Here is an 11,275-nt window from a genome sequence, read left to right on the forward strand (position 1 = left end):
GGGGCGGGGCCGGCCACCGCCGGGCCGCCGCCGCGCGGGCGCCCCCTCGGCGGGACCGCGCGGCCCCCCTCCCGCTAGGCTGCCCGCTGTGAAGCGCCGCCTCCGCCGACCCGCCGCCGTCGCGATCGCCGCACTCTCCACCGCGGCCGTCTCGGGGTGCGCAGTCTTCTCCCCCGTGCAGACGGCGGTCCCCTACGAGCCGAGCGACGGTTTCAGCACCACCGTCGGCGACGTCGTCGTGCGCAACGTCCTCGTGGTCTCCGAGGGGGACGGCGCCCCCGGCGTGCTCTCCGCCACCCTCGTCAACGAGGGCACCGAGGACGTCGAGGTCACCGTCGACACCGGCAGCGGGAGCGACACCTCCATCACCGTGCCCACCGGCGTGGCCTACGTCCTGGGCGCAGGCAGCGGGGCCGGCCCCACCACCACCCCCGAGGCCGGCGCCGTCGAGACCACCGCGCCGACAGCCGTCGAGATCTCCTCGGTGGACGCGGTCGCCGGGGAGCTCGTGCCGGTGACCTTCGAGGCCGACGGCGCCTCCGTCGACCTGGAGGTGCCCGTGCTGCTCCCGCGCCACGAGTACACCACCCTCACCCCCGCGCCGGCCCCGACGGACACCGGCACCGCGACCGGCACGTCGACCGCCACGTCGACGGCCACCACCACCAGCTGAACCGCACCGGGGCGGGGTGCCCGGCACCCCGCCCCGCGGCTCAGGCCTCGTACTTGTAGCCCAGCCCCCGCACCGTCACCAGGTGCCGCGGCGAGGACGGGTCCGGCTCGATCTTGGCGCGCAGCCGCTTGACGTGGACGTCGAGCGTCTTGGTGTCGCCGACGTAGTCCGAACCCCACACCCGGTCGATGAGCTGCACCCGCGTCAGCACCCGCCCGGCGTTGCGCAGCAGCATCTCCAGCAGCTCGAACTCCTTCAGCGGCAGCGGCACCACCTCGCCGTTGACCGTCACCACGTGGCGGTCGACGTCCATCCGCACCGGCCCCGCCTCGACCGTGGTCTGCACCAGCTCCTCCGGCTCACCGCCCCGGCGCAGCACCGCACGCACCCGGGCCAGCAGCTCCCGGGAGGAGTACGGCTTCGTCACGTAGTCGTCCGCGCCGATCTCCAGCCCCACGACCTTGTCGATCTCGGAGTCCTTCGCCGTCAGCATGATGACCGGCACGCTGGAACGGCTGCGCAGCTGGCGGCACACCTCGGTGCCCGGGATGCCCGGCAGCATCAGGTCCAGCAGCACCAGGTCCGCGCCGACCCGCTCGAACTCCTCCAGCGCGGCCGGACCGGTGTCGGCCACCGACACCTCGTAGCCCTCGCGCCGCAGCAGGTACGACAGCGGATCGCTGAAGGACTCCTCGTCCTCGACCAGGAGGATGCGGGTCACGGTCGGTTCTCCTCGCTCGCGGTGGAACAGCCCCGGCCGGTGGGGGCCGGGCAGCCTGCAGGGTGTGGCGCGCTCACCGGGGACCGTGCCCCTGGCTCACCGCGGGCACGCGCAGCGGCGCCGAGGACGCCGCCGCCTCCGTGGCGTCCGGCAGCCGCAGCGTGAAGGTCGAGCCCTCGCCCACGACGCTCCAGACGACCACCTCGCCGCCGTGGTTGGCGGCCACGTGCTTGACGATCGACAACCCCAGCCCCGTCCCGCCGGTGGAGCGGGAGCGGGCCGGGTCGACGCGGTAGAAGCGCTCGAAGATGCGGTCGAGGTCCGCGGCGGGGATGCCCACCCCGCGGTCGATGACGGAGATCTCCGCGTTGCCGCCCACGCGGCGGACCTCCACGACGACGCGGCTGCCCTCCGGGGAGTACGCCACCGCGTTGTGCACCAGGTTGCGCACCGCCGTCACGAGCAGCTCCCGGTCGCCCACCACCCGCGTGCGGCGCTCCCCGGCCACCACCACGTCCGCGCCGCGGGCCCGCACCACCGAGCCGGTGCGCTCGATCGCCTCGCGGACGATGCCGTCGACGTCGAGCAGCTCCGGCTGCACGACGCCCTGGGCGGACTGCAACCGCGACAGGTCGATGATCTCCTTGACCAGGTCGGCGAGGCGCACCGACTCCCGCTGCATCTGCGAGGCGAAGTGCCGCACGGCCTCGGGGTCGTCGGCGGCACCCGCGACGGCCTCGGCCAGCAGCGACAGCGCCCCCACCGGCGTCTTCAGCTCGTGGCTGACGTTGACGACGAAGTCGCGGCGGACCTCCTCCACGCGCCGCACCTCCGTGCGGTCCTCCACCAGGAGCAGCACGTGGTGCGCGCCGAGCCAGGACACCCGCGCCAGCACCCCGAGGGTGCCGCGCCCCAGCGGGCCGGCGGGCAGCTCCAGCTCCTCCTCCCGCACGGCGGCGTCGCGGCGGCACTGGCGCACCATCCGCCGCAGCTCGGGGTGGACCAGCTCCCGCCCGCGCACGACGCCCGCGGCGTAGGCGGCGGCGCTGGCCCGGACGACCTCGTCGGCGTCACCCAGCACGACCGCGGCCGAGCGCAGGGCGGCGAGCACGTCGCTGACCCCGGGCGGCAGGTCGTCCTGCCCCCCGGCCGGCGGCGCGGACTCCTGCTGGCGCTCGCTGAAGCGGAAGGCCAGCACCGCACCCGCCCCGGTCAGCGCTCCCGCGCACCCGGCGACGAGCGCCAGGATCTCCGGCGTCACGGCTCCACCACGCTGCAGAGCGTACGTGGAGCACGCGCGGCGCAGTGCCCACCCGGCCGCACGCCACCCCCCGGCGGTGTCCGATCGTCGATGAGTTCACCTCCCGGCTCGACACCGTTCACCCCCTCCTGCGACCGTGGGACCAGGAGCGGACCGCCACCACGCGGCCCGGGATGGGGAGGCGCGGCGGTGCGTGAGCAGTTCCAGGAGGAGCTGTCGCTCCTCGGCGAGAACCTCGTGGCCATGGCCCAGCTCGCGGAGTCGGCGGTGACCCGTGCGACGCGCGCGCTGCTCGACGCCGACCGCGAGCTGGCCGAGACGGTGATCGCGGCGGACGAGCGCATCGACGAGCTCCAGCAGCAGCTGGAGCAGCGGTGCCTGCAGATCCTCGCCCGCCAGCAGCCGGTGGCGACCGACCTGCGCGTCGTCGTCACCGCGCTGCGGATGGGCCTGGACCTGGAGCGCATGGGCGACCTCGCGCGCCACGTCGCCAAGCTCGCGCGGCTGCGCCACCCCGCCTCCGTCGTGCCGGAGGAGATGCGCGACACGGTGCTGCGGATGGGTGAGGTGGCCCAGCGCATCGTCGCCAAGACCGCCGAGCTGATCGCCACCCGCGACCTCGCGCTGGCCGAGCAGCTCGAGATCGACGACGACGAGATGGACCGGCTGCACCGCGACGTCTTCGCGTACCTGCTCACCGGCGAGGAGTCGCGAGCGGCCGAGCTCGCCGTCGACCTGACCCTGCTGGGCCGCTACTACGAGCGGTTCGCCGACCACGCCGTCTCGGTGGCCCGGCGCGTCGCCTTCCTCGTCACGGGCTCCTACGAGGACCACCGGGCCGCGACCCGCGCGGCCACCGCCTCCACGGCCACCGCGCGGGTGGTCGAGCCCGGTCGCCCGCTGTGAGCGGCGGGGCCCCGGCCGCGGCGCGGGTATAGCGTTCCCGGGTGGTCCGCATCGCAGGCGAGCGGGCGGGGGGGGCGCTGACGGCGGCGGGGCTCCTGCTGCTCGCGGCGACCGGCTGCACCGGCGGCGACCCCGGCGGCACGGCGACGACCAGCGCGCCGCAGGCCGCTCCGACGACGTCCGCGGGCGGTGTCGCGCCGGCCGGGACCGATCCGCCGACCGCGCAGGCCACCGCCGTCGACGTGGACTGCGCGGCGGTGAGCCGGGCCCGCGAGGACCTCGACGACGCCATCTCCGACGAGCTGGACCGCCTCGGCGTGGGCCGCAGCGACGTGCGCGCCCAGGCGGTCTCCGCCCTCGTGACGACGCAGCGGGGACCGGACTACTACGCGGCCGTCGTGGCGGCCACCGCGGCCGGCACGCGGGCCGACGCCGAGCTCGTGCTGGGCTACTACCGGCGGCTGGCCGCCGAGGTCGGCGCCCTCGACGTCGGCTCGGGCGCCGCCGCGGAGCTGGCCGCCGCCATGCAGCGCGTGGACTCGGCCACGGCGGCGGCGGAGGACCCGGCCGTCCTCCTCGCCCAGGAACGGGTGCAGGCCGCGATCGAGCGCGCCTGCCGCGGTGGCGGCACCGCGTCCGCGACCCCGACGGGCACCGCGACGGGAGGGCCGGGCAGCTCGGCCACCGGCACCTGAGGGCGCCGGTGGCCGGGTCCGCCGGCGCGGCTCAGCGGCCCTGCGAGGCCACCGCCGCCGCCGCCTCCTTCGCCGCCTCGGGGTCCAGGTACTCCCCGCCCGCCTGCACGGGACGCAAGTCGTCGTCCAGCCGGTAGAGCAGCGGGATGCCCGTGGGGATGTTCAGGGCGGCGATGTCGGCGTCGGAGATGCCGTCCAGGTGCTTGACGAGGGCGCGCAGCGAGTTGCCGTGCGCCGCCAGCAGCACCACCTTCCCGGCCCGCAGGTCCGGGACGACGGCCTCCTCCCAGTACGGCAGCATCCGCGTCACGACGTCCTGCAGGCACTCCGTGCGCGGGGCGTCGGCGCCGAGGTCGGCGTAGCGGGGGTCGGCGTCCTGGGAGAACTCCGAGCCGAGCTCGATCTGCGGCGGCGGCACGTCGTAGGAGCGCCGCCAGAGCATGAACTGCTCCTCGCCGAACTCCGCCAGCGTCTGCTTCTTGTCCTTGCCCTGCAGCGCACCGTAGTGCCGCTCGTTGAGCCGCCAGGAGCGGCGGACGGGGATCCAGTGCCGGTCGGCGGCGTCGAGGGCGAGGTGGGCGGTGGTGATGGCCCGGCGCAGCAGCGAGGTGTGCACCACGTCGGGGAGGATCCCCGCCTCCGCGAGCAGCTCGCCGCCGCGCGCGGCCTCCGCGCGCCCCTTCTCGGACAGGGCGACGTCCACCCAGCCGGTGAAGAGGTTCAGGGCGTTCCACTCGCTCTCGCCGTGGCGCAGCAGCACGAGGGTCGAAGTCATGGCCCAGACCCTAGTGGCCCGCCCCGGCGGCCCCCGCCCGCTCGACGGGGAGCCCGTCAGCGCCGGCGGGCCCCCACCGCGTCCCGGTAGACGCGGGCGGTGGCCTCGGCGGTGGCGTCCCAGCCGAAGCCCGCGGCGGCGGCCAGCGCCCCGCGGGCCAGCGCGGCCCGCCGGCCGGGGTCGGCGAGCAGCGCCCCCAGCGACGCCGCCCACACCGCCGGGTCGTGGGAGTCGACGAGGACGCCGGAGCGCCCGTCCGCGACCGCGGTGCGCAAGCCCCCCACGGCGGCGGCCACCACCGGCGTCCCGCACGCCTGCGCCTCCAGCGCCACCAGCCCGAAGGACTCGCTGTAGGAGGGCACCGCCACGAGGTCGGCGGCGCGGTACCAGTCGGCCAGCTCCGCGCGGGGCACCGGCGGCTGCAGGCGCACGACACCACCGAGGGCGTGCTCGCGCACGAGGGAGGCCAGCGCGTCGGGACGGCTGCGCCCGGACCCGCTCAGCCCGCCGAGGACCGCCACGAGCAGGGTGCGCCGCCGCTCCGGGCGCGCCGCCAGCAGGTGCGCCGCGGCCCGCACGAGGACGTCGGGCGCCTTGAGCGGCTGGATGCGGCCCACGAAGAGCAGCAGCTGCGCGTCGGGGGCGATGCCCAGGCGCGCGCGGGCGGCGGCGCGCGGGTCGGGCCCCGCGCCGGGGGCGAACGTGGCCAGGTCCACCCCCGGCGGGACGACGGTCACCCGCTCCGGGGCGGCCGCGTACAGCTCGACGAGGTCGCGGCGCTCCTCGGCGGTGTTGGCGACGATCCGGTCGGCGGCGTCGACCACCTGCTGCTCGCCGATGACGCGGCCGGGCGGCTCGGGGGTGTCGTCCTCGGCGAGGCTGGCGTTCTTGACCTTCGCCATCGTGTGCATGGTGTGCACCAGCGGGACGTCCCAGCGCTCGGCCGCCAGCCAGCCCACCTGCCCCGACAGCCAGTAGTGGGAGTGCACGACGTCGAAGTGGCCCGGTTCGTGGCGCGCCTCCACCCGCAGCAGCCCGGCGGCGAAGGCGCACAGCTGCCCGGGCAGGTCCTCCTTGGCCAGCCCCTCGTACGGGCCCGCGGTGACGTGGTGCACGAGCACGCCGGGCAGGTGCTCCACGACCGGCGGCTGGTCGGAGGACGTGGCGCGGGTGAAGACCTCCACCTCCGTGCCGCGGCGGGCGAGCTGGGCGGCCAGCTCCAGCACGTAGACGTTCATGCCCCCGGCGTCACCGGTGCCGGGCTGCTCCAGCGGGGAGGTGTGCAGCGACACCACCGCCACCCGCCGCGGCGCCGGGACGGCCGCCGCCGGGCCCCCACCGGCCGCCACCGGCTCCACCTCGATCATCGCTGCACCCCGGCACCGGTCCTGACGTCGCTACGGTTCGCCGGTGGTCGACGTCCCCCCACCCCCGCGGTGGAGCCCGCAGCGGTCCGGGAGCGCCGGGGCGGCCGGCGACCCGCCCCGTGGGCAGTGTGCCGCGCGCGGGCGGGGGCGCGCGCGGGCAGGGGGGCGCACCGGGCCCGTGGGGTCCGTCACGCGCGGCACCACGGGCCCCGACCGGCTGCGGCGGGTGGAGCGCTGGCTGGCCGGGCCGGCGGCGGGCCCGCTGCGCACCGCGGTGGACCCGCTCGTGGTGGACCTGGGCTACGGGGCGCACCCGGTGACGGTGCTGGACCTGCAGCGGTGGCTGCGCCGGGTGCGCCCCGACGTGCGGGTCGTGGGGCTGGAGATCGACCCGGAGCGGGTGGCGGCGGCGCGGGAGCTGACGGCGGGCCTGCCCGGGGCGCCGCGGTTCGCCCGGGGTGGCTTCGAGCTGTCGGTGCCCGGCGGTGGCCGGCCGGTGCTGGTGCGGGCGTTCAACGTGCTGCGCCAGTACCCCGAGGAGGACGTGGCGGGGGCGTGGGAGCTGCTGCGCTCGCGCCTGGCACCGGGTGGGGTGCTCGTCGACGGCACGTGCGACGAGGTGGGCCGCCGGGCGGCGTGGATCGCGCTGGACGCCGGGCGGGGCCCCAGGTCGCTGACGCTGTCGGTGCGGCTGGGCGGGCTGCAGCGGCCCTCGGAGGTGGCGGAGCGGCTGCCCAAGGCCCTCATCCACCGCAACGTGCCCGGCGAGGGCGTCCACGACTACCTGCGCGCCCTGGACGCGGCGTGGGCCCGCGCCGCGCCGCTGGGCACGTTCGGGGCGCGGCAGCGCTGGGTGGCCGCCTGCGCGGAGGTGGCGCGCAGCTTCCCGCTGCTGGACTCCCCCGCCCGCTGGCGGCTCGGGGAGGTGACCGTGGCGTGGGCGGCCGTGGCGCCGGCCGGTGGGGCGCTCAGGCCTCCAGCAGGATCGTGACGGGTCCGTCGCCCACGAGCTCGACCGCCATGTCGGCGCCGAAGGAACCGGTGGCCACCTGCAGCCCGCGGGCGCGCAGCGCCTCCACGACGGCCGTCACGAGGGGTTCGGCCACGGGGCCGGGCGCGGCGGCGTTCCACGTGGGGCGCCGGCCCTTGGAGGTGTCGGCGTAGAGGGTGAACTGGCTGACGACGAGCACGCCGGCCCCGGCGTCCAGGGCGGACAGCTCCCCGCGCAGGACCCGCAGCTCGGCGACCTTGCGGGCGATGCGCTCGACCTGGGCGGGGCCGTCGTCGTGGGTGACCCCGAGCAGGACGAGGAGGCCGGGGCCGTCGAGGCTGCCGACGACCTCGCCGGCGACGACGACGCGGGCCCTGCTGACGCGCTGCACGACGGCTCTCACGCCAGCACTGTGCACCACCGGCCCCACCCGGGATGGCGGGGCCGGGCGGGATCGGGCCGATCGGGTGGATCGGGTGGTGCAGGCGGTGTGCACGCCTCGTGGACGGGCCGGGAGGCGCCGCCGGGACGATCTACCCTCTGGTGGTGGTCGTCATCCCGCTCACCGTCCTCGCGCTGCTCGTCGCCTGCGCGGGGGCGCTGCTGCGGCCGCGCTGGGACGTCGCGGTGCTGGCGGGCCTGCTGGCCGCGGTGTGGACCCGGGTGAACCAGCCCGTCGAGGGGCGGGTCCTGGTCTCGTTCTCCGCGACCCGCGGCTTCACGGAGGCCGACCTGCTGTCGGTGGCGGCGCTGCTCGTCGCCGGCACCGCGCTGCTGCGCTGCGCGGTCGCCGGGGTGCGCCGGCACCGGTCGCGGCACCGGGCCCCGGTGCTGCCGCTGCGCGGCCCGGGCCTCACGCGGGCAGCGGTGCGCCACGGGCGCTGACCCCCGCGGCGCCCCCGGGCACCCGCTCAGCGGGGGCGGGGGCTCAGCGGGGGCGGGGGCTCAGCGGGGGCGGGGGCTCACCAGGGGCCGTAGGGGCCGGCGTGCCCGCCGCGGTTGCCGCGGCCCCTGTAGGGGCGCAGCGCCGGCCGGGCGTCGGTGAGGTAGACGACGGCGGCCACCACGGCCAGCGCGTCGAAGAAGAGCATCCCGAGGAAGTTCTGCCCCAGCGAGATGACGCCGATGGCGGCGGCGACGGCCAGCAGCGCCACCCACTTGGTCTTGGTGAGCTTGCCGGCGGAGGCGTAGGCCTCGGGCCGGTGGCGCAGCGAGTCGCCGAGCGCCCAGCCCTGCACCCCCAGCGCCGCGACGGACAGGATCAGGATGAGGACGCCCTGCACGCTCGCGAGGCTGATGTCGATCACACACCGATCCTAAATCGTCACGGCCTCGCGCCCCGGCCGCGCGGTGGGCGCGGCACCGGCCGGAGCAGCACCACCACCCCACCGGCGCAGCCCACCCGGCCGGCGCACAGCGCCCACCGGACCGGCGCACAGCGCCCACCGGACCGGCGCACAGCGCCCCGGGACGGCCGGGACCGCTCAGCGGCCGGGCACGCCGAGGGTGTCCTCGATGTTCACGACGCCGTCGCGGTAGCGGCGGGTGATCTCCTCGGTGCAGGCGTCCATGGCCTCCTGCACCCGGTGCCGGTCGGCGCTGATCTCCTGCTCGAGGGCGCGCAGGTTCTGCTGGGCGGCGGCGAGCTCGTCGTCGCCGAGCGCGGCGAGGTCGGACAGCCGCGGGTCGGCGACGGCGGCCTCCGCGCGACGGCGGTGCTCCCCCACCCGGCTGGGCTCCACCGTGCTGTGCCGCCCGTAGCCGTGGTTGGTGCGCCGGGGGTCGGCGAGCACGTCGGTGAGGGTGGCGACGAGCTCGGCGTCGGAGCGCACGTGCGGCAGGTCCGGCGCCCCGTCGGCGCCCTGCCGCCGGTCGGCCTCGGCCTGCATGATGTCGAGGCGGCCCTGCAGCAGCCGGCGGGCGTAGGACAGGTCCGCCTCCTCCTGCTCCGCCTCGCCGCGGCGGGCGCGCAGCTCCGGCAGCGAGAGGTCCTGCAGGCCCTGGAGGAACTCGGGGGCCAGGATCCGGTCGATCGCGCGCCGGCCACCCGCCTGGTAGCCGCTCGACCCCCCGGTGCTCGGCTGCCCGCTGCTCGACTGCCCAGTGGTCATACCCGTCGCTCCCCACCGGCCCCAGGGCCGTCGCATCCGCTGCTCACCGACGACTGCTCACCGACGATCGCTCACCTATGACGCAGAGTATGCGCTCTCGGGTCTCACGGGGCCACGACGAGCTCCTGCGCCGCGGCGATCCGCCGGCCCGGCACACCGTCCCCACCCGCCCCACCCACCACGACGAGGGGGGCGTCGGCCGGGGTGCTGCGCTTGAGCAGCGCCAGCCCGATCGGGCCCAGCTCGTGGTGGCGCGCCGCCGACGTCACGAAGCCGACCCGCTTCTCGCCGAGCAGCACGTCGTCGCCGCGCTCGGGCAGGTCGTGCCCGGAGCCGTCCAGGTGCAGGAACACCAGCCGGCGCGGCGGCCGGCCCAGGTTGTGCACCCGCGCCACCGTCTCCTGGCCGCGGTAGCAGCCCTTGTGCAGGTGCACCGCCGTGCGCAGCCAGTCCACCTCGTGCGGGATGGTGCGGTGGTCGGTCTCGAAACCCGCCCGGGGCCGCCACGCCGCGATGCGCAGCGCCTCCGCCGCCCAGGTGCCGGCCAGCGGCGCGTCCCCCACGTGCGCCTCCAGCCCGGGGCGCGGCACGAGCACCTCCCGCCAGGCCCGCTCGGCGCCGGGGTGCTCGTCGGTGCGCACCGCGGCGTAGCTGGCGGTGTCGGCGGTGCCGCCCTCGGCCAGCGGGGGCTCGCCGGGCCACGGGTCGCACCAGGCGAGGGGCTCCCCGGGCGCCGACCCGGCCCGCAGCGGCTGCCCGAGCACGGCCCAGGAGCCCGTGACGTCGGCGACCTCGACCCGCAGCATGAAGCGCATCGAGTGCAGCCAGGCGGCGAGGGCGGGCGCGCGGCCGGGCTCCACCGTGATCCAGGTGGTCTCCCCGTCGTCGACGACGTGCAGGGCGTGCTCGACGTGGCCGTGCGGGCTGAGCAGCAGGCTCTCGGTGCTGCGGTGCGGCGGCAGGGCGCGCAGGTCCTGGGTGGTGGTGCTGTGCAGCCAGCCGAGCCGGTCGGGGCCGGTGACGGTGACCACGCCGCGGTGGGACAGGTCCACGAAGCCGCGGCCCGCGGCCAGCGCGCGCTGCTCGGCCACGGGGTCGCCGTAGTGCCAGGCCACCCCGGCGTCGGCGCCCTCGGCCTCCACCGCGCCGGGCCGGGCCAGCAGCACCGAGCGCGGGGGCGCGGGGGCCTCCTGCGCGTCCGCTCCCGCACTCGCAGCGGCCCTCGTGTCAGCCGTCATGGCGTTCTCCTCCCGTCGCGTCGTGGTCGCCCGCAGCCGCACCACCCGGCGCACCGCCCTGCCGGCAGCGGGGGCAGCGCCCGCGCAGCACGAGGTGGCGGGCGTCCACCGCGTAGCCGGACAGCTCCGAGACCCGCGCCACCAGGGTCGCCGCCTCACCGGCGGGTACCTCGCCCATCGCCGAGCACCCCTCGCACACCACGTGGAGGTGGTCGGCGTGCTCGAGCAGGTGGTAGGAGGTGGCCTGCCGGTCGAGGTGGCCGCGGGCGACGAGGCCGACCTCGACGAGCACGTCGAGGGCCCGGTAGACGGTGGAGAGGTTCACGTCCGGCACCTGCCGCTGCACGTGCTCGGCGACCTCCTCGCAGGTGGCGTGGCCGAGGTCGGCGACCGCCTGCAGGACGAGCTCGCGCTGCGCCGTGCGCCGCAGCCCGCGCTCGCGCAGCGCCCGCGCCAGACCGCTCCCGCCCTCCACCGGGCCAGGGTACGTCTCGCCGGCGCCGGCGCCGGGACGCGGCCGGGCCGCCGCGCGGGCGG

14 protein-coding genes are annotated in these 11,275 nt (G+C 77.1%); 5 read left to right on the forward strand and 9 right to left on the reverse strand.

The annotated features are described in order from the left end of the window. Positions 1-88: 88 nt before the first annotated feature. Entirely contained in the window at positions 89-673 is a 585-nt protein-coding gene (locus tag ABEB16_RS16220) for a hypothetical protein (protein ID WP_345713262.1), read from the forward strand. Between the two features lie 40 nt (positions 674-713). Here ABEB16_RS16220 and ABEB16_RS16225 read toward each other — a convergent pair whose 3' ends face one another. Both ABEB16_RS16225 and ABEB16_RS16230 read right to left on the reverse strand, forming a co-directional pair. Continuing rightward, entirely contained in the window at positions 714-1,394 is a 681-nt protein-coding gene (locus ABEB16_RS16225; RefSeq protein WP_345713263.1) for a winged helix-turn-helix domain-containing protein, read from the reverse strand. 73 nt (positions 1,395-1,467) lie between these two features. After that, entirely contained in the window at positions 1,468-2,655 is a 1,188-nt protein-coding gene (locus tag ABEB16_RS16230; protein ID WP_345713264.1) for a sensor histidine kinase, read from the reverse strand. 189 nt (positions 2,656-2,844) lie between these two features. Here ABEB16_RS16230 and phoU point away from each other — a divergent pair, with 189 nt between their 5' ends. Both phoU and ABEB16_RS16240 read left to right on the forward strand, forming a co-directional pair. Beyond that, the gene (phoU, locus tag ABEB16_RS16235) at positions 2,845-3,561 is read left to right on the forward strand and encodes a phosphate signaling complex protein PhoU (RefSeq protein ID WP_345713265.1); all 717 of its coding nucleotides are present in this window, start codon (positions 2,845-2,847) and stop codon (positions 3,559-3,561) included. 41 nt (positions 3,562-3,602) lie between these two features. Further along, entirely contained in the window at positions 3,603-4,256 is a 654-nt protein-coding gene (locus ABEB16_RS16240; RefSeq protein WP_345713266.1) for a hypothetical protein, read from the forward strand. Between the two features lie 31 nt (positions 4,257-4,287). Here the strand turns inward: ABEB16_RS16240 and ABEB16_RS16245 are convergent, their stop codons facing one another. Beyond that, entirely contained in the window at positions 4,288-5,031 is a 744-nt protein-coding gene (locus ABEB16_RS16245; RefSeq protein ID WP_345713267.1) for a phosphoglyceromutase, read from the reverse strand. A gap of 56 nt (positions 5,032-5,087) precedes the next feature. Next, positions 5,088-6,398, reverse strand: coding sequence for a D-inositol-3-phosphate glycosyltransferase (gene mshA / locus ABEB16_RS16250; RefSeq protein WP_345713268.1), 1,311 nt, complete (start codon positions 6,396-6,398; stop codon positions 5,088-5,090). A gap of 178 nt (positions 6,399-6,576) precedes the next feature. Here mshA and ABEB16_RS16255 point away from each other — a divergent pair, with 178 nt between their 5' ends. Further along, a complete protein-coding gene (locus ABEB16_RS16255) occupies positions 6,577-7,389 on the forward strand; it encodes a class I SAM-dependent methyltransferase (protein ID WP_345713269.1) in 813 nt (270 codons plus the stop codon). Here ABEB16_RS16255 and dtd read toward each other — a convergent pair. Beyond that, on the reverse strand, positions 7,367-7,792 hold the full coding sequence (gene dtd / locus ABEB16_RS16260; RefSeq protein WP_345713270.1) for a D-aminoacyl-tRNA deacylase: 426 nt from the start codon (positions 7,790-7,792) through the stop codon (positions 7,367-7,369). The two genes, ABEB16_RS16255 and dtd, sit on opposite strands and share 23 nt — an antisense overlap. Positions 7,793-7,935: 143 nt before the next feature. Between dtd and ABEB16_RS16265 the strand changes: the two genes are divergently transcribed. Next, complete coding sequence (locus ABEB16_RS16265) at positions 7,936-8,274, forward strand: hypothetical protein (RefSeq protein WP_345713271.1); 339 nt, start codon at positions 7,936-7,938, stop codon at positions 8,272-8,274. Positions 8,275-8,351: 77 nt separating this feature from the next. Here ABEB16_RS16265 and ABEB16_RS16270 read toward each other — a convergent pair whose 3' ends face one another. From ABEB16_RS16270 to ABEB16_RS16285, 4 genes are all read right to left on the reverse strand, one after another. After that, positions 8,352-8,696 carry a DUF2516 family protein gene (locus ABEB16_RS16270; RefSeq protein WP_345713272.1) on the reverse strand — a complete coding sequence of 115 codons (345 nt, stop codon included), beginning with the start codon at positions 8,694-8,696 and terminating at the stop codon, positions 8,352-8,354. Positions 8,697-8,873: 177 nt separating this feature from the next. Then, a complete protein-coding gene (locus tag ABEB16_RS16275; protein WP_345713273.1) occupies positions 8,874-9,500 on the reverse strand; it encodes an RsiG family protein in 627 nt (208 codons plus the stop codon). 104 nt (positions 9,501-9,604) lie between these two features. Then, positions 9,605-10,738, reverse strand: coding sequence for a CAF17-like 4Fe-4S cluster assembly/insertion protein YgfZ (gene ygfZ / locus ABEB16_RS16280; RefSeq protein ID WP_345713274.1), 1,134 nt, complete (start codon positions 10,736-10,738; stop codon positions 9,605-9,607). Continuing rightward, the coding region (locus tag ABEB16_RS16285; protein ID WP_345713275.1) for a Fur family transcriptional regulator at positions 10,728-11,275 on the reverse strand (548 nt) is incomplete at its 5' end. The genes ygfZ and ABEB16_RS16285, both read right to left, overlap by 11 nt.

It is taken from the genome of Kineococcus glutinatus, from assembly GCF_039542765.1.
GTDB classification, from domain to species: Bacteria; Actinomycetota; Actinomycetes; order Actinomycetales; family Kineococcaceae; genus Kineococcus_A; species Kineococcus_A glutinatus.